27 protein-coding genes and 1 riboswitch are annotated in these 25,413 nt (G+C 39.8%); of the genes, 11 read left to right on the forward strand and 16 right to left on the reverse strand.

The genetic code is table 11. From position 1 onward, the window contains the following. Nucleotides 1–128: 128 nt before the first annotated feature. The 12 genes from thiE to ABDZ91_RS02790 all read right to left on the reverse strand — a co-directional run bounded on the left by thiE (nucleotide 129) and on the right by ABDZ91_RS02790 (nucleotide 10,795). Entirely contained in the window at nucleotides 129–773 is a 645-nt protein-coding gene (thiE, locus tag ABDZ91_RS02735; RefSeq protein WP_343796108.1) for a thiamine phosphate synthase, read from the reverse strand. 4 nt (nucleotides 774–777) lie between these two features. Then, on the reverse strand, nucleotides 778–1,599 hold the full coding sequence (thiD, locus tag ABDZ91_RS02740) for a bifunctional hydroxymethylpyrimidine kinase/phosphomethylpyrimidine kinase (protein WP_343796110.1): 822 nt from the start codon (nucleotides 1,597–1,599) through the stop codon (nucleotides 778–780). 18 nt (nucleotides 1,600–1,617) lie between these two features. Beyond that, on the reverse strand, nucleotides 1,618–2,424 hold the full coding sequence (gene thiM / locus ABDZ91_RS02745; protein WP_343796112.1) for a hydroxyethylthiazole kinase: 807 nt from the start codon (nucleotides 2,422–2,424) through the stop codon (nucleotides 1,618–1,620). Between the two features lie 34 nt (nucleotides 2,425–2,458). Further along, the gene (locus tag ABDZ91_RS02750; RefSeq protein ID WP_343796114.1) at nucleotides 2,459–3,229 is read right to left on the reverse strand and encodes an SDR family oxidoreductase; all 771 of its coding nucleotides are present in this window, start codon (nucleotides 3,227–3,229) and stop codon (nucleotides 2,459–2,461) included. Between the two features lie 11 nt (nucleotides 3,230–3,240). Continuing rightward, nucleotides 3,241–4,242, reverse strand: a complete 1,002-nt coding sequence (locus tag ABDZ91_RS02755; RefSeq protein WP_343796116.1) for an ABC transporter substrate-binding protein — start codon at nucleotides 4,240–4,242, stop codon at nucleotides 3,241–3,243. Continuing rightward, nucleotides 4,239–4,994, reverse strand: a complete 756-nt coding sequence (locus ABDZ91_RS02760; RefSeq protein ID WP_343796118.1) for an ABC transporter permease — start codon at nucleotides 4,992–4,994, stop codon at nucleotides 4,239–4,241. The genes ABDZ91_RS02755 and ABDZ91_RS02760 overlap by 4 nt, the downstream gene beginning before the upstream one ends. Beyond that, nucleotides 4,987–5,742 carry an ABC transporter ATP-binding protein gene (locus ABDZ91_RS02765; protein WP_343796120.1) on the reverse strand — a complete coding sequence of 252 codons (756 nt, stop codon included), beginning with the start codon at nucleotides 5,740–5,742 and terminating at the stop codon, nucleotides 4,987–4,989. The genes ABDZ91_RS02760 and ABDZ91_RS02765 overlap by 8 nt, the downstream gene beginning before the upstream one ends. Before the next feature lie 10 nt (nucleotides 5,743–5,752). Beyond that, entirely contained in the window at nucleotides 5,753–7,201 is a 1,449-nt protein-coding gene (locus tag ABDZ91_RS02770) for an acyl-CoA reductase (RefSeq protein ID WP_343796121.1), read from the reverse strand. Next, on the reverse strand, nucleotides 7,198–8,286 hold the full coding sequence (locus ABDZ91_RS02775) for a LuxE/PaaK family acyltransferase (protein WP_343796122.1): 1,089 nt from the start codon (nucleotides 8,284–8,286) through the stop codon (nucleotides 7,198–7,200). The genes ABDZ91_RS02770 and ABDZ91_RS02775 overlap by 4 nt, the downstream gene beginning before the upstream one ends. Before the next feature lie 33 nt (nucleotides 8,287–8,319). After that, complete coding sequence (thiW, locus tag ABDZ91_RS02780) at nucleotides 8,320–8,823, reverse strand: energy coupling factor transporter S component ThiW (RefSeq protein WP_343796123.1); 504 nt, start codon at nucleotides 8,821–8,823, stop codon at nucleotides 8,320–8,322. Between the two features lie 70 nt (nucleotides 8,824–8,893). Further along, nucleotides 8,894–9,005, reverse strand: a riboswitch (TPP riboswitch). A 205-nt stretch (nucleotides 9,006–9,210) separates the two neighbouring features. Continuing rightward, complete coding sequence (locus ABDZ91_RS02785) at nucleotides 9,211–10,185, reverse strand: UPF0236 family transposase-like protein (RefSeq protein ID WP_343796124.1); 975 nt, start codon at nucleotides 10,183–10,185, stop codon at nucleotides 9,211–9,213. Next, nucleotides 10,160–10,795, reverse strand: a complete 636-nt coding sequence (locus ABDZ91_RS02790; RefSeq protein WP_343796125.1) for a UPF0236 family transposase-like protein — start codon at nucleotides 10,793–10,795, stop codon at nucleotides 10,160–10,162. Before ABDZ91_RS02790 ends, ABDZ91_RS02785 begins: the two co-directional genes overlap by 26 nt. A 245-nt stretch (nucleotides 10,796–11,040) precedes the next feature. On the opposite strand from ABDZ91_RS02790, the gene ABDZ91_RS02795 reads away from it, so the two are divergent. The 5 genes from ABDZ91_RS02795 (at nucleotide 11,041) to ABDZ91_RS02815 (ending at nucleotide 14,769) form a co-directional block, all read left to right on the forward strand. Continuing rightward, complete coding sequence (locus ABDZ91_RS02795; RefSeq protein ID WP_343796126.1) at nucleotides 11,041–11,391, forward strand: lmo0954 family membrane protein; 351 nt, start codon at nucleotides 11,041–11,043, stop codon at nucleotides 11,389–11,391. A gap of 78 nt (nucleotides 11,392–11,469) precedes the next feature. Further along, nucleotides 11,470–12,120 (forward strand): PspA/IM30 family protein, encoded by a 651-nt coding sequence (locus ABDZ91_RS02800; RefSeq protein WP_343796128.1) that lies wholly within the window; start codon nucleotides 11,470–11,472, stop codon nucleotides 12,118–12,120. Between the two features lie 255 nt (nucleotides 12,121–12,375). Then, the gene (gene liaF / locus ABDZ91_RS02805; RefSeq protein ID WP_343796130.1) at nucleotides 12,376–13,101 is read left to right on the forward strand and encodes a cell wall-active antibiotics response protein LiaF; all 726 of its coding nucleotides are present in this window, start codon (nucleotides 12,376–12,378) and stop codon (nucleotides 13,099–13,101) included. After that, a complete protein-coding gene (locus ABDZ91_RS02810; RefSeq protein ID WP_343796132.1) occupies nucleotides 13,098–14,144 on the forward strand; it encodes a sensor histidine kinase in 1,047 nt (348 codons plus the stop codon). Before liaF ends, ABDZ91_RS02810 begins: the two co-directional genes overlap by 4 nt. Further along, nucleotides 14,137–14,769, forward strand: a complete 633-nt coding sequence (locus tag ABDZ91_RS02815) for a response regulator transcription factor (protein ID WP_343796134.1) — start codon at nucleotides 14,137–14,139, stop codon at nucleotides 14,767–14,769. Before ABDZ91_RS02810 ends, ABDZ91_RS02815 begins: the two co-directional genes overlap by 8 nt. Nucleotides 14,770–15,197: 428 nt before the next feature. Here the strand turns inward: ABDZ91_RS02815 and ABDZ91_RS02820 are convergent, their stop codons facing one another. Both ABDZ91_RS02820 and ABDZ91_RS02825 read right to left on the reverse strand, forming a co-directional pair. Further along, nucleotides 15,198–15,761: a beta-class carbonic anhydrase gene (locus tag ABDZ91_RS02820; protein WP_343796136.1), complete on the reverse strand. Its 564-nt coding sequence runs from the start codon at nucleotides 15,759–15,761 to the stop codon at nucleotides 15,198–15,200. A 15-nt stretch (nucleotides 15,762–15,776) separates the two neighbouring features. Further along, complete coding sequence (locus ABDZ91_RS02825) at nucleotides 15,777–16,238, reverse strand: hypothetical protein (RefSeq protein WP_343796138.1); 462 nt, start codon at nucleotides 16,236–16,238, stop codon at nucleotides 15,777–15,779. Nucleotides 16,239–16,355: 117 nt separating this feature from the next. Between ABDZ91_RS02825 and ABDZ91_RS02830 the strand changes: the two genes are divergently transcribed. From ABDZ91_RS02830 to treC, 3 genes are all read left to right on the forward strand, one after another. Beyond that, entirely contained in the window at nucleotides 16,356–17,105 is a 750-nt protein-coding gene (locus ABDZ91_RS02830; RefSeq protein WP_343796141.1) for a VOC family protein, read from the forward strand. A gap of 210 nt (nucleotides 17,106–17,315) precedes the next feature. Further along, entirely contained in the window at nucleotides 17,316–18,740 is a 1,425-nt protein-coding gene (gene treP / locus ABDZ91_RS02835; protein WP_343796142.1) for a PTS system trehalose-specific EIIBC component, read from the forward strand. A gap of 78 nt (nucleotides 18,741–18,818) precedes the next feature. Beyond that, nucleotides 18,819–20,507, forward strand: coding sequence for an alpha,alpha-phosphotrehalase (treC, locus tag ABDZ91_RS02840; protein WP_343796145.1), 1,689 nt, complete (start codon nucleotides 18,819–18,821; stop codon nucleotides 20,505–20,507). A 517-nt stretch (nucleotides 20,508–21,024) separates the two neighbouring features. Here the strand turns inward: treC and corA are convergent. Further along, nucleotides 21,025–21,975, reverse strand: a complete 951-nt coding sequence (gene corA, locus ABDZ91_RS02845) for a magnesium/cobalt transporter CorA (protein WP_343796147.1) — start codon at nucleotides 21,973–21,975, stop codon at nucleotides 21,025–21,027. Between the two features lie 89 nt (nucleotides 21,976–22,064). Between corA and treR the strand changes: the two genes are divergently transcribed. Next, entirely contained in the window at nucleotides 22,065–22,784 is a 720-nt protein-coding gene (gene treR / locus ABDZ91_RS02850) for a trehalose operon repressor (RefSeq protein WP_343796148.1), read from the forward strand. Nucleotides 22,785–22,867: 83 nt separating this feature from the next. Here the strand turns inward: treR and mreBH are convergent, their stop codons facing one another. Beyond that, the gene (gene mreBH, locus ABDZ91_RS02855; protein ID WP_343796149.1) at nucleotides 22,868–23,875 is read right to left on the reverse strand and encodes a rod-share determining protein MreBH; all 1,008 of its coding nucleotides are present in this window, start codon (nucleotides 23,873–23,875) and stop codon (nucleotides 22,868–22,870) included. Nucleotides 23,876–24,131: 256 nt separating this feature from the next. Between mreBH and ABDZ91_RS02860 the strand changes: the two genes are divergently transcribed. Beyond that, the gene (locus ABDZ91_RS02860; RefSeq protein WP_343796151.1) at nucleotides 24,132–24,815 is read left to right on the forward strand and encodes a CPBP family intramembrane glutamic endopeptidase; all 684 of its coding nucleotides are present in this window, start codon (nucleotides 24,132–24,134) and stop codon (nucleotides 24,813–24,815) included. Between the two features lie 65 nt (nucleotides 24,816–24,880). Next, complete coding sequence (locus ABDZ91_RS02865) at nucleotides 24,881–25,411, forward strand: hypothetical protein (RefSeq protein ID WP_343796152.1); 531 nt, start codon at nucleotides 24,881–24,883, stop codon at nucleotides 25,409–25,411. The last annotated feature ends 2 nt before the right edge of the window (nucleotides 25,412–25,413 follow it).

Here is a 25,413-nt window from a genome sequence, read left to right on the forward strand (position 1 = left end):
TCCATTATTGGACTATGGAAAGTGTAAGCTAACCACTAAATCTTGATTGAGGCATCAATGAACTCCCGAGGCCAGCCTGTCGTTACTTTCGCACTTAAAAGGGGTGGGGGGGGGGGCGCACTACTACCTCAAATCAACGCTAATTTTCGCGAGACCAAAAGTGGAGATTCAGCTTGACTAATCGTTGATATTACAGCGATTCCGTCAGCCCCTGCTGCTAACACCTCTTGAGCATTTTCGGATGTGATTCCACCAATTCCAACCATTGGAATATCAATTTCTTCCTTAAGGAGCTCGTAAAATATAGAGGGGCCTTTGACCTTCCTTGTGTCTTTTTTAGTCTTTGTTGGAAACATCGGTCCTACGCCAATGTAGTCAGCCCCTTGTTCAATAGCTCGCTTTGCTTCTACAACGTTATGAGCAGATATGCCAAGAATTTTGTCTCCTATTTTTTGGCGAACAGACCCAGCATCCTCATCTTCCTGACCAATGTGAACCCCGTCCGCATTGAGTGCAATCGCAAGTTCGACATCATCATTTACGATAAACGGAATATCGTAGCTCTTACAAATTTGTTGAAGTTTTTTTGCAAATTCGAACTTCTCTTCACCTGTAAAAGCACCGTTTCCCTTCTCCCGCAATTGAAACAAGGTGACGCCACCTTTAATGGAATCTGTCAGAACTTCTTCTGGATTCTTCATACAGTTAGTACTCCCCATAATAAAATATAGCTTCAAAAGTCTACGCATATTCTGTTGTGAAATCCTTGGCATTCGTTCACCGCCCATCGGTCATCATTGCTTTTTTCAATTGATAAGCCCAATGATTGGTTGGTCCATGCCCATTGCCAATACCTAGTTGATTTATAATCGCTGCCTCAATAAAGGACTTGGCCGTTTGTACAGCCTCTCTAATGTCATGCCCCTTTGCTAACTCAGCTGTTATCGCTGCTGCAAAAGTACAGCCAGTACCGTGCGTATGCTTCGTTTCGACTCGTTTGCTTACGAACTGAGTGTACTCTTCCCCATCATATAAAAGGTCCATTGATTCATTCTCTTCACCATGTCCACCTTTGATGATGACAAACTTAGCACCTAAATCCTTTATTTGCTTTGCGGCTTTTTTTCGATCCTCAAGATTGTCAATCTTTAAACCAGTTAATGTCTCCGCCTCTGGAATGTTTGGTGTTACAACGGTAGCCAGTGGGATTAAATAGGTGATGAGCGCACTGATTGCTTCAGTTTTCAGAAGTGGCGCACCTCCTTTAGCAATCATAACTGGGTCTACCACAAGGTTAGCAATCTCAAATTTCTGTATCTGTTCAGCCACAGCTTTTATCAATTCAGAGCTAAACAACATACCTGTTTTTACGGCATCGGTACCCATATCATCACCAATCGATTGTATTTGCTCTCTTACTGCTTCGACCGTTAGTGGGTACACACCTTGAACACCTAGTGTATTCTGTGCAGTCACTGCTGTTATGGCAGACATTCCATAAACACCTAGTTCTTGAAATGTTTTTAAGTCAGCCTGAATTCCTGCACCTCCTCCACTATCAGAGCCTGCTATGGTTAAAGCTTTAAAGACCTTCTCCATTGTTTTCACCTCTCCTATTTATATCTTTTCAATTGAAGCATTTTTTTCAACTTGTTCTGTTGTTACTTTTGATAATTGATTTATAAATTCAACTTGAAAACTAGCAGGTCCTTCGTTTGTTGTTTTCTCTGCTGCTATATTCGCCGCTACCCCATAGGTAACAAGAGCTGCTGCTCCAGCTAGCAGTACCTCCCTTTCAACTGCAATAAAAGCGCCGATTACAGAAGACAGAAGGCAACCCGTTCCTGTCACCTTGGTTAAAATACGATGTCCATTTCTTATGAGAAATGACTGTTCTCCGTTTGTGATGATATCTTCTTCCCCCGTAACGATAACGACGCCCCCCCATTTCTCTGCCGCTTTTTTCGCAAGGGCCATGATATCGCCATTTCCTTTACCTGCATCGACACCTCGAATACTCCAGTGCTCCCCTAAAAGATTGGCTATTTCTGCAGCATTTCCTCTTATAGCCGATAACCGGACCTCCTTGGCGATTTTTTTAGCAGCTTCCGTTCGAAATCTTGTAGCTCCAACTCCGACAGGATCTAATACAACCGGAACACCATTGGCGTTTGCTGATCTACCGGCTAGGATCATCGACTCGATTTTCTCTTGATTCAATGTCCCCATATTTAAAACGAGTGCATCTGCCATTCTGGCTATATCGGCTACTTCCTCCTTTGCTAGAGCCATAACGGGTGAGGCACCTAAGGCAAGCAAGCCATTTGCAGTAAAATTCATCACAACATCATTGGTTATATTATGGATAAGAGGATTGGATTGCCTAACCCGATCCAGCAAAGTAATGATATCATTCCGATTCATTTCTCGATTCCTTTCCTATTAAACTTATAATAATTTATCGCATCACAAGACCACCATCGACGAAAAGTGTCTGCCCTGTTACAAATCCACTCCAGTCAGATGCCAAAAACAAGACAGGGCCAGCTATGTCATCCGGTGACGCAATCCTTCTTAGTGGTGTTTGTGAGATAATCAGTTCTTTCAAATCTTCTTTCGTTTCACTACTTGAAGAAGTTGGATAAACTAAGCCTGGGGCTACACAATTGACTCTCACGCCAAATGGTCCAAGCTCAGTCGCTAAGTTTCGACTGTAGCCCACTAATGCGGACTTTGCTGTTGTGTACTCGTGATAAGCCACAAGAGGACGCTCTATTAAATTGGTAACAATATGAATAATACTTCCCTCACATTGCTTTTTCATAATTGGAATGACAGCGTTGTTCACAAGGTAGGCTGAGCGGAGAGCACCTTCCAATTGATCCTGGTAATCCTCCCAACTTACCTGCCATGCAAATTTTCGTTTTTCAGGATTAAATACATATGGCCTAAAGGCATTGTTTACGACAATATCAATAGTCCCTGCTTCTAGAGTAACCTCTTTTACCATGTCACAGACTGCCACTTCTGATGTAACATCTGCTTGAATAGCCCATGCATCACCGCCCAGCTCAACGCAAGAAGAGACGATGCTTTCAGCAGCTTTATGATTTTGTTTATAGTTCACAATGACCGTTGCCCCTTCTTGTGCAAACGCCTTGGCAATGGATGCACCTATTCCTCGACTAGCCCCAGTAACGAGAACGACTTTTTTTTCAAACTTTCGCATAGGACCCCCTCTTACTTTTCTTGGTTTAAACTTTCGGAAACAACACTAGATAGGTCTAGCTCATTTTCAATCAAACCTAACTTCTTATAAGCATCGGCCCCTTGTTGAAGCAATTCCACGTTAATAGTTCCTAAACCATCCACTTTTGTTTCTTCTGACATACTTGCAAGGTTTCTTAATTTTATGATTTCTAAGTTGTGTGCTTCATCCTTACCATCAATTGCATACTCCACAGCCAGTGCTGCTGCTTCCTCAGGCTGATCAATCATCCATTCAGCACTGTTTCGATACGCTTCTAAAAAGTCTGAGAGTAATTGTTTTTTAGTTTGAAACGTTTCCTCGGTCACAACGAATACATCACTCGGAATATTCAAGTAATCTTTTACTTCCATTACATTTACTTGGCCAAGTCCTTTTTCCTTGGCCGTAACGAGACCTGTATCGGTCGCTGCTGTAGCATCGACTTGACCTTGAATTAAAGGGGCGAAATTCAGCAATCCTGTTTCAACAATCTTGACATCTTTCTCTGAAAGACCAGCCTGATGTAAAAGCAAGAGTAAGTTTTGCCTCGTCCCACTGGAAAGACTATATACACCAATTGTTTTCCCTTTTAAGTCCTCTGGTTTTGTTATATTTTTTTCTTTTAAGGAAACGACATTAAACACATTTTGGGGGTAGATGTTATAAATCACTCTAAGCTTCTCCCCTTGATTTAAAGCAAAAAAGAGAGAGCCTGGATCTGTAAAAGCGATGTCTGCTTGACCAGAAAGGATATTTCTAATCGCATCGCCTCCACCAGCACCCGGAATAAATTCCAGCTTTAAACCTTTGTCCTTAAAAAACCCCTTCTCTTCATCTATCAATAAATTCGTTTGTTCCGTTATTGGCTGACTCCAGCTGGCTACACGAATCCTCTTAGCTTCTTCCTCCGTTTTAATATCAGTTTTCGCAGTGCAACCAGAAACCCATAAAAGAATAGCTATTAAAGCAGTATGTAATAGCCTTTTTTTCATTTGTTTTTCTCCTTTAAATATGGTTTTAAAAGTTTCCTCTCTATTAAACTTATGGATTGATATAGAATGGTTCCAATAAGCGTTAAAAGGATTAGTATAGAAAACATAAGCGGAGTATCCATCATTCCCTGTGAAGCAACAATAAGAGCACCTAAGCCTTTGCTCCCACCAAGGAATTCCCCAACAACAGCTCCTACTACCGCAAGCACTGTAGCCACTCGAAATCCAGCCATAATCCCCGGTAAACCAGCTGGTATCTTTAGTTTAAATAGCATTTGGAATCTAGTTGCACCTAAAACACGAAACAACTCCTGTTTCTTTGGATCGACATATTGGATGGCTGTTATTGTATTTTCTAGTAGTGGAAAGAAGCAAATTAATGCTGTAATTACGACCTTTGATGTCATTCCAAATCCGAACCATATAATGAACAATGGTGCTAACGCCACTTTCGGTACCGCTTGACTAGCAATAACATAGGGAAGTAATAATTTTCTAAGAAACGAGATCTCACCTAAGAGAATACCAGTGAGTAAGCCTAATAAGCTTCCTAGTAATAACCCTAGTAAAATTTCGGCTGTTGTTTGTAAAATATGAGGAGTATAATATCCTGATTTCATTCCGTCCCATAAAGTAACTAGAATAACAGATGGAGTTGGTAACACCAGCTCGGACATACCTTTTGCTACTAGTTCCCACACCACCACAAGGAGTGCAAACAAGGCAATGGAGTAAAACGGCATTTTATTCATTAGAAGCCCTCCCACTGATTGCCTTACGAACTTGTAAGGTATATTCGATGAAACGAGAATCATATCGAACCTCATTTTTACGAGGTTTTTCCAAATTGATCTCAAACTCAGCAAGAATGTTCCCTTTATCCATGACAGTTACGTAATCGGATAAATAAACCGCCTCATGAATATCATGGGTGATAAACAGTACCGTTTTGTTTTCCTTTTGACAGAGCTTTAAGAGATCGTCCTGGAGTTCTTCTTTTGTAATGGCATCAAGGGCTGCAAATGGTTCGTCTAAAAATAACATAGAAGGATGATGGATAAGCGCCCTTGCAATTGCTACTCTACTTTGTTGACCACCAGACAAATCTAAAGGGTATTTATCGGCGAAATGAGATAGGCCACCCATGAGATGTAACAATTCTTCTGCATATTCTCGATCTTCTTTTCTAATCTTTCTTCTAAGAGAGAGGGGTAGCAGGATATTATCCATAACTGTCTTCCATTCTAGTAACGTCGGTGACTGAAACACATACCCGATTTTAGGTGAAGGTTTTAAGATTTTTTTTTGATCTAGAAAAACACTGCCTTGTTTAGGCTGAAGAAGACCAGATGCTAGCTTTAGAAGCGTCGTTTTTCCACAACCACTTTTCCCTAATAAACTATAAAACTGCCCCTTTTCTAGCTTCCAGTTCATTCCCTCAACTACCTGCTCGTTTGAATCGTATCCGTAGGAGACATCTTTTAATTCTAGAAAACTCATGGTTTACCTCCTAATCGATATAAGGGGCCAATCGTTCTGCTGCGTCCTCAGCACTCTGTTCAATATCAACCATCTTGATTAAGTCATTTAAGTTAAAGCGACCATCATGATGCCAGCCTGCTTCTGGGGACGTCATTTTCCCTAACGCTGTGATTCGAGTGACACCCACTTCGCCTAACACTTGAGCAAAGTGAAACAACTCTTTTGGATTGGTCGCGACTCCGACGGTTTGAAGGAAAGGCTTATACGGATTAAGCTGTGGAACAAGCTCTTCAATCCTGTCAAAAGCCATAACTCGAATATTTCGATTTAGACAAGTAGGGCTAAAGTTGCCGTCTTCCTCGTAAACGACTGACCATTGTTTTTTTTCGTTGCCGAGAATTTCTATGTCAGATCTAGATAATTGCCGAACCTGTTCACTATTACGCCAGCTTGCAACTGATGCAGCCTCCTCAATCGATAGCCTATGTCGTGGGAACCTTCTTTCAAAGCAATCCAACTCATGTGCAAGCAGTTTAGCAAATTCAATCGGTGAAACAGCCCCTCCATTTTGAACATAAAAGAGATGAGGGGAATAGCATCCCTGTTGGTCAAAGCGAATACTATCTAATGCCGCTTCATGTGCAGCCCCCCATGCTTTTTTAGAATCAAGACTAGAGCTTGTAATGACACCAAAGCTAATCTTGTGTCCAAACGGGAGAAAGCGAGTTGTAATGGGTATCCTATTTGCTATTGCTTCTAATGAATCATTACTGCCATATCCAATAACAACCTCTGATTGGTTAAAGATGAACCTTTCCCGTTCCTCATCTCCACCCTTCCACCAGACGACAGCAAAGCAATCCGCTAGCCTCGGCTCAACTTCGGCTACTAGTCTTGCAAACCAACCGGCAAACAGGGGTTCTGCGCTTGATACCTTTCCAATGTTTCCTGCTTTTACGAGCAATCCTGAGATAAAGCTCCATAGTGGAAGACCCGGGACATTTCCAGCCCAAATATGTGTAATGAGGTCAGGTCCAATCGCCTTTGAGAACCCCCGCTTTACTCTTGGTTGAAAATCGTCAAGCATTAGTGGATTGCCAAAGTCCTCTACTAAAAATCGCTGAAGCTCTGCCTTCCGAAACGACTTCAGATAGGATGTAAGCGAAAGCCGAATCATTTCATGATCAAAAGCGGTTATATAGGGAAGTAGCTCCTCTAACCTCTTTCTTTCATTGGAATTCCTATTCAGTAGCCGCTCAATCACACGATCGATAATGGACACGATTTCATTGACAGACATCGACTTTAACGTTGTAGCACTTGCTGTTTTCACTTTTTGAATCACTTTCTCCATCTGACGGTAATTTAGATGTGGCACCTCTACTTCTAACTTACCTAATTTGCCTTCGAACCTAAGAAATTTGGTGTCAAAATTCTCTTCTCCGATATTTGGGATATATCCAGCCATTTCTCTCATTGTGTCGTCCCCTGTGCTGTCCTGAGAAACTCTTCTACTGCTAGAGAGCAGCCTTTCGCTTCCGTTCCTTGTACTCTCCCCAATAGTTGAAAACCGTTTTCTTTTTCAATTCCAAGGTCTTCTGTCAAAATCGTAGTAACAGAATTAAAGTTTGCCAGGTCACAATGAACAAGTACTCCCCGTTCGCCTGGAGGTCCATCCTCTCCTGTTAATGGATGGATGACTCGAGTCCGTATCCATGGTGGACCTGTCTTCACAGATGGAACCTGTCCATTTCCATCATCATAAAACTGAGTACTTAGTTCCGTCATTCCGTACATGTTTATACAATTTTCACGAGGAACCCCCAAGCTTCTCGTGATTTGATCATAAAAATCATCTAAATCCATTTCCTTTGCTTGATTTTTGAATCCCCCAGTGTCCAAGACTCTACTTCCTAAAGGAAGGGTAAATGTTTTTCCCTCTTTTTCTAATTGTTCAAGCATATGTACCAAGCTATAACTTGCCCCCATTAGTGCATATGGTTTCTCTGTTCGTTCTGCCTTTTCCAGCTCATGAATTAAAAGATTCATATCAATCCTGTTATTCTTTAAAATATATTGGCTATCAGAAGTACCGAATTCCTGCTTTGCTAGTGATAGATAACGAGCTAATGATGAATTTGGCATCTCTTCTTCAGTGGGGAATAAGACACCCATTTTCACTTTCTCGATTCCCTTCATGAATCGACTTTTAAAATTTAATATCATCGAATAATCCCAAACATCCATTTTAGGATGAAAATGTTTTCCTCGGATCCCTTTGGTCGTTCCACTCGTCATAAATATTCTCTCTGCATGCAATGGATCTATACAGCTTAACGTTAATTCCTTAAAGGCGTTTATCGGAACTGCTGGAATGTCCCGCCACATTTTAACGGTCCTTGGTGTTTTTCCTTTTTGCAGGCAAAACCTTTGGTAAACAAGGTTGTTTGTGAACTGATAACGAAATAGGTGCATAGCAATCCGATTAAACTCATCATCAGTTTGAATGTCATTCCTCATAAAAGTTATGAGAAGGTCCATTATCTTATCCTGATCAGACATCCCTCTCCATCCTTTCATAGCTAATAGCTCTTTCTAAAAACTTTTTTGAATGGACCTTTCAAGTCCTTTATTCATCATTAACACACGTAAAACGATAATCCCGATCACTCCACCTACGAAAGAACTCACAATAAAGGAGGGGATAAAACCAAAGAGAGTCGCTTCCTTACCTAAGAAGAGTGTAGCGATAGGATAGCAAAAAACAGCCCCAATTAGCCCAGTTCCAACAACCTCGCCACCAGCAGCCAAATATACTTTCTTCGTTTTAATGAACAAAAGACTAGCCAGTAGTGCCCCAATCATACTGCCTGGAAAAGCAAAAAGCGTCCCTGTTCCCATCAGGTTTCTCAGTAATGAAATCGTAAACGCTTGAAGGACTGCATAAAAAGGTCCCAATATAACAGCTGACATGACATTTAGAATGTGTTGAATAGGAAAAGCCTTCACAATTCCAATGGGGATAAAGACTAGACTACTAGTTACCGTTCCAATCGCTACAAACATAGCCGTTAAAGTAAGCTTATAGGTTTTGCGCATAAAAAAATTCCTCCTATCATTTGCACTAGGAGGAACCTACCCAAATGTCATGATTGAATACTAGATATCATGCCAAATGAGAACACTTCCCTCCGCTGGTATTAACCAGATCAGGTAAAAAGGGTCAAAGACAATCGCAATCTTTTCTCAGCCGAGCCTATTCGGCACCCCTAGTGCATCAATTATTTTATTTTCCCTATAACTATAGCATACTTCATAAAAAACAGGAACATGAGGACGGTTCGAGGATTGAGTCAAGTTTTAGTGGGTGAAAAATTCACCTATAAAATTTAATAGGTTTTGTTATAGAAACTTCTCTCTATTCGTATGTGTTTGTAAGCGTTTTCCGTTGTTGTTAGTTTCCTGTTTTTTGATGTTTTGTTATTTTTAAAAACCGTAGCTAATTGCTTTTAATGCTTGGACAATTGGCTTTCCTGCTGGTTGTAAAAGATAAGGTAGGTTATTACGTGTGCTTTCATTTATCTTCTTTCTCGTTAAGCTTGAAGGTTGGCGTTTTTGGTACACTGGCTTATTCTGATCGCCATGATGTTTCATCCAAATTCCTAATGTTGATTTAATATCAAGGTTATCTCTTAGACCAATCAAGACATTGGTTACTGCCATGACACCCTTTTCACTCCACGCTCGACCATTCTTTAACCGTTTTGCGAAGGTATTCATCATCCCTTCTGCACTTCCCATTGGACGCATTCCCGTTGTTTCTATGTTTTTTGAAATCAACCATTTCCGATAATCTGTTAATGCTTGTTTATGCTTTGTCAGGAATTCTATCCAGTCAATCAGCTTTTCTTCCTTTTCCTCATCTTTTAAAGTACCTACAGCACTGTTTAGTTCAAGTAAAAACTGATCTGGGTCATAGCTTGCTAAGGCTTTTCGCATGGCTCGATATCTTTTATGGTCACGAAACAAACTCCTCAGTTCCTTTGCCACATGGAAACGGTCCAGACTGTAAAAGGCTCGCTTTCCAAAGTATTCCTGGCAGGCCGTAATCCAGGGTGCTCCATCTCCGTTAATGACCAGTAGAGTATCTAGAGGATCGTACTGATAGTTCTCTTCTAGGAAACTCTCAAATCCCTCCCAAAACGAACGGTTCTTATCTTTATGAACATAATGACGTTTTCCCTGAAGGGATACACTTTTCCCGTTAACAGCCCATTGTTCAAACACACCAGCTATTTTGATTTCTTTTCCACTTTGGTTAGAGCGTTGAAACTTAGTGAAAAGTCCATCAACTTCCACAAACAAGACTCGCCTAGAGGGTCTTTTCTCACTGATGGGAAGTACTTGAGATTCCAACATACGTTGTCGTAACGTTTCATGACTCATTANTTTTATGAACATAATGACGTTTTCCCTGAAGGGATACTCTTTTCCCGTTAACAGCCCATTGTTCAAACACACCAGCTATTTTGATTTCTTTTCCACTTTGGTTAGAGCGTTGAAACTTAGTGAAAAGTCCATCAACTTCCACAAACAAGACTCGCCTAGAGGGTCTTTTCTCACTGATGGGAAGTACTTGAGATTCCAACATACGTTGTCGTAACGTTTCATGACTCATTACTTTATACCCTAAGAATTGTTCCAAGGCATCTACTGCCTTCCGGTAGGAAGGTCCTTTAGCGGCTAATTCTAAGGCACTTTCCTCCACCAACGGACTAAATCCATTTGCTCCTTCAAACTGTAATGCTTGATCTAGTAGGAACACGTAGTTACCTGTATATGTATCTTTGTAATAAATCCTTTCGACTTCAATGAATCCAAAGAAAGTTTCCATTTGGAGAGAACGTTTGTCATGATAATAGAATCGCTTTTTATCCCTTGTTTCCGCTAGTTGTTTATCAAGTTCTTCAAGCGTTTGGGTGAACTCAAGACGAGCTTGTTCCTGTGCTCTTCTCCATGTGAAAATTTCTAGTTCTTTTAAGCTGAGTGAATTCATGTTATCCTTGGACATAAGAGGTTTCTCCTTTCGTATTGTGTCCGCAAACACTACTTTACAAAAAGAGAGCCTCTTTTTCTTTTATTTTGCTCAAAAATTCACTACCGCGCTTCGCTTGCTTGGCCCTCAATAAGGAATTGGAACGATAGAGCGTGTTCCAATTCCTTATTGAGGGCATTTATTTTAAAGTTGAGCAATACCCACATATATTTTACTCATACATGAAAGGCAAGAAGGAATTCGGAAGGAGGAAATAGACAATGAAAAAATTTGGTTTATTACTTTTAGGAGGTATCGCAGTACTCGTGCTACTTGGAACATTAGGTCCAATGATCGGGTTAGCGATTAGCGCAGTGATTCTTTATTACGCTGCTAAGGAATTTATGAAAGCAGAATCAACTGGTAAAAAGGTACTTTGGGCGATTATTGGTCTTATCGCTCTATCGGCAACACTTTCTAACGTGCCAGCTCTAGTTGGGATCGTAGCCATCGTTGTTCTATACATGGTGTATAAAAAATGGAACCAACAAAAAGAAGAAGAAATTACTGAAGTTGATGACCCATTCGTAAATTTTGAAAGAGAATGGTCAGAGCTTAAAAAGAATTACTAATAAGTGCTTGGCTAAACGAGGGTTCGGCAACCATCGGACCCATAAAAAAACCTAAAACAAAAAAGGAGAGAAACAAACATGGCAAACTTATTTAGTCGTTTAAAAAATTCATTAGAGGCAGATTTTCATGAAATGCTAGACAACAAGGAGCAAAAGAATCCAATTGCAGCTCTTAACCAATACCTTCGTCAATGTGAAAAAGAGGTGGAGAAGGTTCGCAAGCTTTTAGAACGTCAATATATGCTAAAAGATGAGTTTACAAAAGAGTACCAACAAGCATTAGATCTTGTAGAAAAACGTAGACACCAAGCTGACATTGCTGCAAAAGCAGGAGAAGAAGAACTTCATCAATTTGCAGTAGCAGAACTAAAAATGTATGAAGAGCGTGTTGAGCGATTAAAGGCTTCTCGTACTCAAGTGCTACAACAACTAGTAGAGCTAGAGCGCAAATATGAGGAAATGAAACACAAAGTAAAAGACATGCATATTCGCAGAATGGAGCTTATGGGCAGAGAAAACATGACGCGTGCTCAAATGAAAATGAACAAAATGCTTCAGTCTACAAACAGCTACTCTGAGCAGCCGTTCTCAAAATTTAGTGATATGGAAAACTACCTAGAAAGACTAGAGTACAAAATCAACTCAGATTACCACCGCAATACAATTGATGCAAGAATCATTTCACTAGAAAAAGAGCTGAAAAAAGAAGAATCTATTACAGCTAAATAGGTAAAACGTGGTATTCTAAGAGAAAAGCGGAAGCGCCTTGCCCAGCCCCGACAAGCACAAGACGAGCCGGCGAGAAGGTCCGCTGTTTGACCTTCTTGACGGATTGGCTTGTGACCTCGAAGGGCTAGGCGCTGGAGCTAGACAGTAATCTAAGTGGCAGAGTGTATCATTTGTTTAAAGAAAAGTGGCAATTACTAGTGATGTAATTGCCTCCTTGTACTTAATATTTTTTTACACAGAAAGGAGGAGAGACTCTTGAATTTGAAAGGGAAATCCGATTACATCAAATATGGCATCATTGCGCTTGTTATTTTATTGCTACTAGAGGTTTCTTTTTTTAATCCAGGGTTCATCTTCTCTGTAGCTATTTCTGTGTTCTGTATTTATTGGGGAAGAAAACGCTCGCACCGAACATCAGGAAAAATCATATTCTGGTTTGGGCTCATTAGTTTAGTGATTTCATTGATGAGTACATTTGCTTTTCAATTGTTATTGTTTGGACTCATATTATATTTAGTTATGCGTTATGCAAAAGCTAAACAACAGCCCATAGCTGTTAAACCGATCATTGATGATGACACGTTTACAAAGTCAGCCTTGCAAAAACAACCACTTTTCAAGAATGTTCTTTTCGGTAGACAAAGAACACCGGAAACCGTTTATGAATGGAATGATATCAACATCCAAGCGGGAATTGGAGACACCATCATCGACTTAACCAATACGGTTTTACCAAAAGGTGAGTCAGTAATCATGATTCGAAATATCGTGGGGAATGTTCAGGTGTATGTTCCTTATGATTTAGAGGTGCAAGCCAGCCATTCGGCTGTTGCGGGTACTTTTGATATTTTTGAGAACAGAGAAATGAGGGTTTTATCCGCCAATGTGATGTATCAAACTCCTGAATATGGTGCAGCTCCTCAGAAAATCAAAATCGTTACCTCCATGTTTATTGGAAACTTAGAGGTGAAACGATTATGAGTACGTTAATGCGCCATGTCATCATGAGTATAGGTCTAACCCTTGGTGTCGTAGTCATCATTATGGCTTCGATTTTTCTCTTTTTCCCTTTAGAAAATTGGTCTGACCTTTGGGAAAAAGAAATTTTAGATATGCCGTTTATTACTTTTATTCCTGGGATTTGTCTTTTACTTGGGATTATTGTGGGAATAGTCTCCGGTTTGTTTTGGAGAAATCAGCTAAAAAAAGTAGAAGACGGTCTATATTTATTAGAACAAGGTAAGCAAATTAGCTTGGATGAGCCTCATAAGGTTCCTGAACTAGACCCTATTTGGACCAGAATGGATAAAGTACAAAAGCAAATATTAGAGCAGACAAAGCTTTCACAAAAACTTGCAAATGAGAAAGCCGAGAACCAGGAAAAAGTGATTCAAGAAATGGTCTCTCAGGAGAGGCAACGATTAGCACGAGAACTTCATGACTCAGTCAGTCAACAGCTATTTGCTGCTTCAATGATGATGTCTGCGATTACAGAATCAAGACCTGATACAGAGGAGCGGGAAGCGAAGCAATTGAAAATGGTTGAAGATATGATTCAACAGTCCCAGATGGAAATGAGAGCATTATTACTACATTTGAGACCAGTTGCCTTGAAAGGGAAAACTATTCATGAAGGTATGGAAGAAATGCTCCAAGAACTTTCGCTTAAAGTACCAATGGAGGTTAAGTGGAAGCTTGAACCGCTCAGTCTAGATAAAGGTGTAGAAGACCACTTGTTCCGTATTTTTCAAGAATCAATCTCTAACACACTTCGACATTCTAAAGCCAAAACATTGGAAGTTTTATTTATTGAAAGAGACGACCTCATTATTTTACGAGTGGTAGATGATGGAGTTGGATTCGATATGAATACGAGTAAAACGGGTTCATACGGACTGCAAAATATGTATGAACGGGCAGTAGAGCTAGGTGGGTCGTGTAAAATTGTTAGTATACCTAATCAGGGAACAAGGCTAGAAGTGAGAATACCAAAGGTAACAGAAGAAGGGGATCGGGATGATTAAAGTATTATTTGTGGATGATCATGAAATGGTGAGAATTGGAGTCTCATCCTATTTGTCTGCACAACCTGATATTGAAGTTATTGGAGAAGCAGACAACGGGAAAACAGGGGTAGAATTAGCACTTGAACTAAGACCAGATATCATTTTAATGGATTTGGTTATGAAAGAAATGGACGGTATTGAGGCGACCCGACGAATTATCGAACAGTGGCCGGAAGCTAAAATTATTATTGTAACGAGCTTTTTGGACGACGATAAAGTGTACCCGGCATTGGAAGCGGGAGCCACTAGTTACCTCTTAAAGACGTCTAAAGCAAGTGAAATTGCAAAAGCAGTCCGCTCCACCTATGAGGGGCAAACAGTGCTTGAGCCTGAAGTCACAGGGAAAGTGATGTCTAAGATGAGGCAAGGACAAACAAGACATCCACATGAGGAATTAACGGAACGAGAAATGGAAATCCTGTTACTCATGACAGAAGGAAAAACAAACCAAGAAATAGCAGATGAACTTTTTATTGCGTTAAAAACAGCGAAAGTCCATGTTAGTAATATTCTAAGTAAATTAGATGTTCAGGACCGAACGCAAGCGGTTATTTATGCATTTAAACATTCCTTGGTAAAATAACATACTTTAGTGTGAAACGAATTCCGTTAGAGGGTTCGTTTTTTTGTGTTTAAGGCTAGATTTTGAGAAATTTAAGGTTAAAGAAGATAGTTTTTTTATTTTTCGATATAAATTAACCGGATTTTAATGAAATATAGATTTTTTACGTAGTTTAGGTGGGTGCATATTGAGTGGATGTGGGTTTCGGGGAGTCGTTAGTGCGGAAAATGGATTTTGAGTGCGAAAAGGTGAATTTGAGTGCAAAAAACTAATTTTGAGTGCGAATATCTTAGTTTAAGTGCAAATCTCGATTTGAGTGCGGAAAATGGATACTTTAGTGCGAGGAATGGGATTTAAGTGCGAAAATCTCCATTTTTAGTGCGGCCCCCACGCTAAAATCTAAACAACAAAAAACTAGCACCGACCCTCGCCCGATGCTAGTTACTTTACTATACGTTATAACCTTCTTGAACTAAATCCAGTTTCCCAGTAGAAGGGTTAATAACTAACCCATGTACAGGAACACTTTTGTCCATCAATGGATGATTTTTAATCATATCCACACTATTTCTTACACTTTCTTCAACGCTACTAAAACCTTGTAGCCATTCCTCAGCGGGAATCCCAGAATACTTCAGGGTCTGAAAGATTTCTTCCGTAATGCCTCGCTCTTTCATTTTAGCGATCGTTTCGTGACTTTTTACCGCTGCCATTCCACAATCATGATGTCCAATCACAAGTACCTCATGTGCCTGTAGCTCATAAAGGGCAATTAATATACTTCTCATGATACTTCCAAACGGATGATTGACCATCGCACCAGCGTTTTTAACAATTTTAACGTCACCATTTCTTAAATTCATGGATTTAGGTAAAAGTTCTGTTAACCTAGTGTCCATGCAAGTTAAAATCACCATTTTTTTGCTTGGAAACTTTGTGGTTTGATACTCTTCATATTTCTTTTCAGCTACGAATTTTTCATTGTAATCAAGAATTTCATGTAATAATGTCATGTTCATTCACCTCTTTTAAATGGTTGATAAATCTTGTAGAAAGTATTTTTTATCGGCTTCTTTACTGATTTTTTCTGCAGAAGAAATGGCAAGCTCCCTATATGTATTAACCAAATTTTCGTCTCCTGAAACCTTATACGCCCTTGCTAATGCTTCGTACGCAAAAGCTAAATCAAAATCTTCAATATTGTACTCCTGACAAATCTCCAAGTTACGCTTTGCGTGAAATAATGCGGGCTCACTTCTTTTTAATACAGAGTAAACTCGAGAGATTTGCCACTCTCCACGAGAAAGATTGACGGGTGCTCCAACCTGCTCCCAGTGATAGCGTGATGTATGTGCCATATGTATCATGCGATCGATTTCTTCTGGTGTACGCTCATGTTTGTCTAATAAATCCCATACAGCATTAAAACATTCTACAGCAATTTTTCGATGGTCGATTTCATTAGTTTTGGTTTCTGTTTGATTTCCCATCCCTATACCCCTTATGCTTTTTCTCTTATTTTAACATGATGTTTTAAGAAAAAAGAGAAGAAAAAAGGAATTCAGGAGCTTCTACCTAATAACAATATGTAGAAGGAGTTGACAAAAATGAGAGTTTACTTAGATCACTTGGTGCATTTCGTTTATGAGGATTTAACCTTATATACAAACAAGCTAATGCAATCAGGTTTACCGGTTATTAGAGGTGGAAGTCATGTGAAGTGGGGAACCCATAACTCATTATTATATGTGAATAACAATGCGTATATAGAATGGATTGGTGTTAACGACCCTAAAATAGCAAGGCAAGCAGAAAATCCGTTGATCCAGCATCTGGTTAAAAAAGAAGGCTGCGGGGGGCATCTAGCGCAAATAGCCTTTCGAGTTGAACGTTTTGAAGAATTTCTTAAAAATATACAAGAAAAAGAGATACCTTATCAGTTAGTAGACGGTAGTCGAAAACGGGAAGATGGAACACTCATGACTTGGAAGATGCTTTTCCTCAATACCACCACAGCTGGAATGGAGCCTCCATTTTTCATTGAATGGGGGAGAGAGGACCAAGAAAGAAGACAGGAATTACAGGAACAAGGCTGGCTAAACAAAGATTTAGAGATACCGGATGTGTATTTTGCCGTTCGTGACGTTGATTTAGTTCTAAAAGAATGGAACAAATGGTATCCGATTTACCAAAAAGTCGAGTGGATAAAAGAAGAGTGGAAGGGGAAGGGAGTCAGACTTCAATTTGAAAATGCGGGCATTGTTCTTTTAGAGCCTACAGCAGTCGGAATGGTGTCTAATGCAATTGAAAAGTATGGAGAAGGCCCCTTTCATTATGAGCTTGTAAAAAAGGAGTAAGCACTTAGGTGATAAATCTAGGTGCTTTTTATTTTGAAGGGGATGGAAAAAAATACCGAATGAAAGCGTGAACATAATTCGTTGACAACTTGTATATACAGGAATACAATAATAGAGCATCTTGTATATACAAGCCTCTGTTTTAAACAGAGTCATATAAAAGGAGAAATAGCGCAAAATAAATTGAAAACGCATACGGGAGGGGACATCATGAGTGTCAATAAGGAGTCTGTTCGTGAGATTATTGAAGCTGTTGGCGGAAAAGAAAATATCGCAGCTGCGACTCACTGTGTAACGCGTCTCAGATTTGCCTTAAAGGATGAGGCAATTGTAGATAAGGAAAAATTAGAAAATATTGACCTAGTAAAAGGTGCTTTTTCTGCTAGTGGACAATATCAGGTTGTTATTGGTCAAGGGACGGTTGATAAAGTTTACAAGGAATTAGCAGCCCAAACTGGAATTGAACACGCATCAAAAGAAGATGTAAAAAATGAAGCAGCACAAAAGTTAAATCCGCTTCAAAGAGCGATTAAAACATTAGCTGATATTTTTATTCCTATTTTACCGGCAATTGTTACAGCAGGTTTATTAATGGGGATTAACAACCTTCTAACAGCAGATGATCTTTTTTATGATGGAACATCAGTCATTGCGGTTCACCCACAATGGGCCGATTTAGCCGGAATTATAAACTTAATTGCGAATACTGCTTTTACCTTCTTGCCAGCACTGATTGGTTGGTCAGCGGTTAAAAAATTCGGGGGAAACCCAGTGCTTGGTATCGTACTAGGTTCTATGCTTGTGCACCCTGAGCTATTAAACGCATGGGGTTATGGAAGTGCTCTTCAAGAGGGAAATGTACCGACATGGAACATACTTGGTATGACCGTTGAAAAAGTAGGGTACCAAGGGCAAGTTCTCCCTGTTCTAGTTGCATCTTACCTATTAGCAAAGATTGAAATTTTCTTAAGAAATCGAGTGCACGATTCCATTCAATTGTTGGTGGTTGGACCTGTTGCACTTTTAGTAACAGGATTCCTTGCATTCTTATTTATTGGTCCAGTCACATTTGCTATCGGAAATATGATTACAGATGCGGTTGTAACAGTGTTTGACAACTTCTCTATTATCGGTGGGCTTTTGTACGGTGGTTTATATGCAGTATTAGTTATTACAGGAATGCACCACACGTTCTTGCCAATCGATTTACAGCTTCTAAGTTCAGGAAACGGTACATTCTTATGGCCAATTCTCGTAATGTCTAATATTGCTCAAGGTTCTGCAGCTTTAGCGATGATGTATGTAGGCCGTAAAAATGAAAAACTACGTGGCCTTGCTTTAACGTCAGGAATTTCAGCGTACATGGGGATCACAGAACCAGCGATGTTCGGGGTCAACCTTCGCTATCGTTATGCATTCATCAGTGGTATTGTATCTTCGGCGATTGCAGGTGCCTTTATTTCATTCTTTGGTGTCCGTGCAAACTCCATTGGTGTCGGAGGACTTCCGGGAATTTTATCCATCATGCAAGAGTATTGGATCGTATTCGCAATCGGAATGCTAATCTCAATCGTACTTCCATTTGTATTAACGATTCTGTTTGCAAAAATTAAAGGTGAGAAAATCCAAGCTTAATATATAAATCGAAAAGGGGGAGCTTACGTGGTCTCCTCTTTTCTTTATTACATTACATCCAAAAGCAGGTGAGACAGCATGAAACAATCACAACCATGGTGGAAAAAAAGTGTCGTTTATCAGATTTATCCTAAAAGCTTTTATGATACAAGTGGCAATGGAGTCGGAGATATCGATGGAATCATTAAAAAACTAGACTATTTAAAAACGTTAGGCGTAGATGTCATCTGGTTGACCCCCATTTATGACTCTCCGCAAAAAGATAACGGATACGATATTCGGGATTATTTTAGAATACACGAAGAGTACGGCACGATGGAGGATTTTGAACGCTTACTAGCGGAAGCCCATCAACGAGATATAAAAATTATCATGGACATCGTAGTAAACCACACATCAACTGAGCATAAGTGGTTCCAAGAATCTCGAAGCTCTAAAGATAATCCATACCGAGATTATTACATATGGAAGGATCCAAAACCTGGACAAGAAGAACCGACAAACTGGGCTTCTAAATTCGGTGGTTCTGCATGGGAATACGATGAAGCAACCGGTCAACATTACCTTCATCTTTTTGATGTAACCCAAGCCGATTTGAACTGGGAAAATGAAAAAGTACGTCAAGATGTATATGATATGATGCACTTCTGGTTTGAAAAAGGCGTAGATGGATTCAGATTGGATGTGATTAACCTTATCTCTAAGGACCAAAGGTTCCCTGACGATGATGGCTCCGTACCTCCCGGTGATGGGCGGAAGTTTTACACAGATGGTCCAAGAGTACATGAATATATGAAAGAAATGAATCGCGAGGTCTTTTCTAAGTACGATAGTATGACGGTTGGCGAGATGTCTTCCACCACAATTGAAAATTGTATCCAATATACAAACCCTGATAGTCAAGAGTTAAGCATGACGTTCAATTTTCACCATTTAAAAGTCGACTATCCAAATGGAGAAAAATGGGCATTGGCAGATTTCGACTTCTTGAAGCTTAAAGAAATTTTATCGACTTGGCAGGTGGAAATGCACAAGGGTGGAGGCTGGAATGCTTTGTTCTGGTGTAATCATGATCAACCCCGGATTGTTTCTAGATACGGGAATGACACAGAGTACCACAAAGAATCAGCAAAAATGTTAGCGACAACGATCCATTTAATGCAAGGCACACCTTATATATATCAAGGTGAAGAAATCGGCATGACCAATCCGAAGTTTGAGTCGATTGATCAGTATCGGGATGTTGAATCGTTAAACATGTTTAAGATTATGAAGGAAGAAGGAAAGTCAGAGGAAGAGGTTTTAGAAATTTTAAAACATAAATCTCGTGACAATTCCAGAACGCCTGTGCAGTGGAACGACTCCGAACATGGTGGTTTTACATCAGGCACACCATGGATTCCGGTGGCGAATAATTTCAAAGAAATAAATGCCGAAAAGGTCCTACAAGATAAGGATTCTGTTTTCTATCATTATCAGAAGCTTATTCAAATGAGAAAAGAGCTGGACATCATCACGGATGGTGATTATGAACTGTTATTGGGGGATCACCCTGAGTTGTTTGTGTATGTAAGAACTTCAGGCGATGAAAAAATGTTGGTTATCAACAATTTTTATGGAAAAGAGGTTCAGTTTGAAGTACCTGGACAAGTAAAAGAGATGGTAGGGAAAGCGGAATTGGTGCTTTCTAATTATAAGGATTCATTCGAGAAGTTAGAGGATATAACGCTAAGACCGTATGAGTCAGTTGTTTATTATATGAAATAAGAGTGGAACCCAGGTCCAAAGGTGGATCTGGGTTTTTGAATGGGGGAGTGTTGTTCCCAATTGGTGATTACCTTGAATTGAAGATAGCTAGGGAGGGAACGTGGCCTGGATGGAAGGGGATTGCAGTAAGAGGGAACGCAAAAGGGGGAAACGTTCCCTGAATTGAAGAGAATCTCAGTAAGAGGGAACGCAAAGAGGAGAAACGTGCCCTGGCCGGAAGAGAATTGCAGCAAGAGGGAACGCAAAGGAAAGAAACGTGCCCTGGCCGGAAGAGAATCGCAGCAAGAGGGAACGCAAAGGAAAGAAACGTGCCCTGGCCGGAAGAGAATCGCAGCAAGAGGGAACGAAAAGCCGGGAAACGTGCCCTGGACCAAAGAGGAACGCACGAAGAGGGAACGCAAACCAAAGAGGCCCCGTCTAGCACCTAAAATACACTATCAGGATTGAATAAAAAGCCGGTTAATAAAGCCAAAAAAATCGTAAAAAAGACGAACACCAAACATTAAGTGCTCGTCCCTTACTTAAACCAACCTTTCCTCTTAAACCACCCAAACATACCAAAACTAATGATCAACATGATAGAAAGAATGATAAAGTATCCATACCGTTCGTCTAACTCGGGCATATAGACAAAGTTCATTCCATAAACCCCAGCAATGAAGGTAAGTGGCATAAAGATGGTGGTAACAAGAGTAAGTACTTTCATTACGTGGTTTGTCTGGTGCGAGTTTAAGGACATGTAGCTGTCCCGAATATCGTTTGTAATTTCTCGATTCGACTCAATCATTTCGGCTAGTTTTAGTAGGTGGTCATGAATATCTGAGAAGTATTCTTTTCGTTCTTGAACCTTAAAAATTTTGGTGGAGTTGATGATCCGGTAGAGTAGGTCACGCATTGGATGCACAGTGTGCCGAAGGGTTAATAGGTAGTGGCGGATATCAAAAAGCCGTTCCAATAAACCTTCCATCCCGGTTCCCTCGACTTGATCCTCAATATCACTAATTTCATCTTCAAGCTTGTACACAATAGGAAAGTAATCATCTACGATTTTATCTAGTAGTTGGTGTAACACATAAAAGCTATTTCCTTCTTCTGCATTCTCGGTATGAAGTAAGCGTCTGGTTACATCATTCACTTCGGGTGAGACATTCTGATGATAGGTCACGATAAAGTCGTCTGAAACAAATAAATTGATTTCTTCTCTTTCGTACGTTTCAGGGTTCAGTCGGTGTGTAACAAAGAAATGGTAGTCACTATAATAATCTAACTTAGGTCTTTGTCTAATAGATGTACAGTCTTCAATAGCAAGTGGATGGAAGTGGAATGTATTTTTTAATTCCATTGACTCTTCCTCGGAAGGCTGATTAAAATCTACCCAATACCAAACAATGTCTGGGCGCTGTAGGTCTTTCAATGAGTGACTTGAAATCACTTCATTTTGTTCCGTTCGAATGATCACTTGAATCATTTCAATAATCCCCCATTCTATTATGGGTTACCCAATATTACAATTTTTTAATCAGGACAATGGTACAATAACGATAGGTGATGATTGATATGAAGGAAAATAAATATACCCCTATTTATAGAGAGCTAGTCAAAGAAATACAACGAGGGACTTATCAAGAAAAAACAACACTCCCTTCCGAAAATGAGCTAGCCAATTTATATAACACGTCTCGTGAAACTATTAGAAAAGCACTCCAGCTTCTAGCTCAAAATGGATATATTCAAAAGATAAAAGGAAAAGGCTCCGTAGTCTTAGATGTGAAAAAAATGAGCTTTCCTGTTTCAGGGTTAGTAAGCTTCAAAGAGCTTCAGCATTCAATGGGGCGAGAGACCAAAACAATTGTTTATGACTTCGGTTTAATTCGACCCGATGCATTTCTACAGAATCAACTGCAAGTCGATTCGAGTGAGGAAGTTTGGAAAGTTGTTCGTGCACGAGAAATCCAAGGTGAACGTATTATCCTGGACAAGGACTATTTGGTAAGGAAGCATGTCCCCTTTTTAACTAAAGAGATATGTGAACAGTCCATTTTTGCTTATATTGAGGACGAGATTGGGTTAAAAATTAGCTTTGCTAAAAAGGAAATCGTTGTGGAAGAATGCACAGAGGAAGACCGATCCATACTCGATATTGAGGGTTTTGAGCACATTGTGGTGGTGAAGAATTATATTTATTTAGAAGACGCTACCTTGTTTCAATATACGGAATCCCGACATCGATTGGACAAGTTCCGCTTTGTTGATTTTGCGAGACGGGCTCATCATTAGTAGGAGTGATCAAGTAGGGGATAACAGAATTTATGCCCAACACAAAATATGGGACAGAGCCACAGGCCCTGTCCCCGAAATTTTTAAGTCGCAGCTTTCTGCAGCTTGTGAATAAACTTCAATGAACGTCCAGTACCAATCGCAACAGATTCTAATGGACTTGGAGCTAAGTGAACAGGAACAACAATCTCTTGAGATAGCCATTCTTGCATTCCGTTAATGAGAGCTCCACCACCCGTTAAAATAACACCTCGGTCTACAATATCACCACTTAGTTCAGGTGGGCTTGTTTCTAAGGTAGTACGGATAGTTTCGAGGATTTGTAGTAAATGCTCTTTAATAGCTTCCTGAATCTCAACAGAGTGGAGCGTAACAGTCATAGGTAGACCTGTAACGAGGTTACGACCACGAACTTCCATTGTCATTTCAGGGTGATCAATCGGTGCATACCCAATTTCTATTTTAATTTGTTCAGCCGTTCTTTCACCGATAAGAAGGTTATACTTCTTACGGACATATTGAACGATATCATCGTCTAGCCTGTCCCCACCAAGTCTAATGGATTGGCAAGATACAACCCCACCGTAAGAGATAATAGCCACCTCGGACGTACCGCCACCGATGTCCACGATTACGTTAGCAACTGGCTCGTCTACAGGCAGATCCGCACCGATAGCCGCTGCAACAGGCTCTTCAATTAGATGTACATGCTTGGCACCACAGTTTTTAATGGCATCATGAATAGCTCTACGTTCAACAGAAGTAGAACCAGATGGTGTACAAACGACCACATTTGGTTTTCTTAAAGCCATTCCCGTCTTTTTACTAGCTTTTTTCATAATCATTCGTAACATGCTGGTAGTTACATCATAGTCAGCGATAACACCGTCTTTCATAGGGCGGATCGCAACAATTTTTCCGGGTGTCTTCCCAATCATGCTTTTTGCTTCTGCTCCAACTGCTAACACTTGCTTCGTAACAGTGTCAATTGCGACTACAGAAGGTTCGTTAAGGATGATTCCTTTGTTTTTACTATATACAAGAATATTTGCAGTACCTAAGTCAATTCCAATTTCAGCATTTGCGAACATACGTCTTTCACACAACCTTTTCTATTGTTGGTCTATCATATTGTTCTATGGGTAAGGTATCATTTTTGGGGGTTCAATTCGATAGTAAATGATGGTAACATCTTTAAACTATATGAGAAATCCGCCATTTTAGTAGACTTTCTGAGAGAGAACATGAAAAATTGATTCATAAGTACTACAAGAGGATAAACATTGTATGTTGCATATAATCATGTTATAGATAAAGTAAGAGATGTACCCATAAGAGGTGGAAAGAGTGAAACGACTGTTGATCATACATATCTGCTTAATTGCTGTCATAAGCTGCAGCGGTCTTTTTATCATAGAGCAAATTTTAGATGTGAATTACTATATTAAAACAGGTGCTAAGGCATTCTTCTTTTTAGTAATTCCAGTTCTTTACATACGTTTTGTGCTTAAGCTCACGGTAAAAGAGTCCTTTAATATTGAAAAAGTACGTTGGAGAAGTGTGCGATTGGGCTTATTATTCGGTGGGCTTGCCTTTATTCTCATTCTTGTTGCCTATTGGCTCCTACAAGGGTTTTTAGACACAGATGCGATAGTTTACGATATCAAAGTCCGTTCAGGTATTACGACGGAAACCTTTATCTTTATTGGTCTATATATTACTTTTGGTAATTCCTTAATGGAGGAGTTTTATTTCAGGGGATTTGTATTTCTGAACTTGTATAAAACAGGAGCAAAAGTGTTTGCGCATGTTTTCTCCGCTTTACTATTCGCCCTGTACCACACAGCTATTTTTGCCACATGGTTTAATGTTTGGTTAATGTTCGTGGCTTTAGTTGGTCTGTTCACAGCTGGAATCCTCTTTAATTGGCTCAATACATATTCCAAGAACTTTTTAAACTCATGGATTTTTCATATTTTAGCTGATGTAGCCATTATCTTAATTGGGCTAAATTTAATGGAAATCCTTTAGATTTTAATGAAACATAATTTGTCCGTCTGCTATACTATGATTTGATGTGCAAAGGAGAATTGAATTTGTTTTCAATTTCTAAACTAATTCGAGACCTTGAATACAAGGGAATTACATATACCATCGGTGGAAGTGGCTTGTTAAAAAGCCTGGGATTTCCAGTACAAATGAGTGATTGGGATTTCTTTATTGATGTTGAAAAAACAGAGGTGCTCGACGCCTTGAAAAACTGGGATATTATAGAAAAGCCGAGTGATGAACATTCATTTTTTAAAAGTAAATACTTGCTGGAGTTAAAAAATGATGAAGGTAAGCCTATTGAAATCATTGGGTACTTTACGATTAAAGCCGGCGATGCCTTAATTCCACTTCCAGCTGTTGTTCATCATCGGTGGGAGAACATGAAAATTGCACATCCACTCGTTTGGTTTATTGCCTATTCCTTAATGGGCAGGAAGCAAAAAGCTGATCTGTTAAAGCAATACTTAAATGTGAATCCAACAGACAAGGAATGGATTGATTATTATGTAAGGCAGTCAATTCCAAAGGACATTCAAGAAGTGCTTTTACAGTTCCCAACAAAAAAACAACAATAAGG

Source organism: Bacillus carboniphilus (assembly GCF_039522365.1).
In the GTDB taxonomy this organism is placed as follows: domain Bacteria; phylum Bacillota; class Bacilli; order Bacillales; family JC228; genus Bacillus_BF; species Bacillus_BF carboniphilus.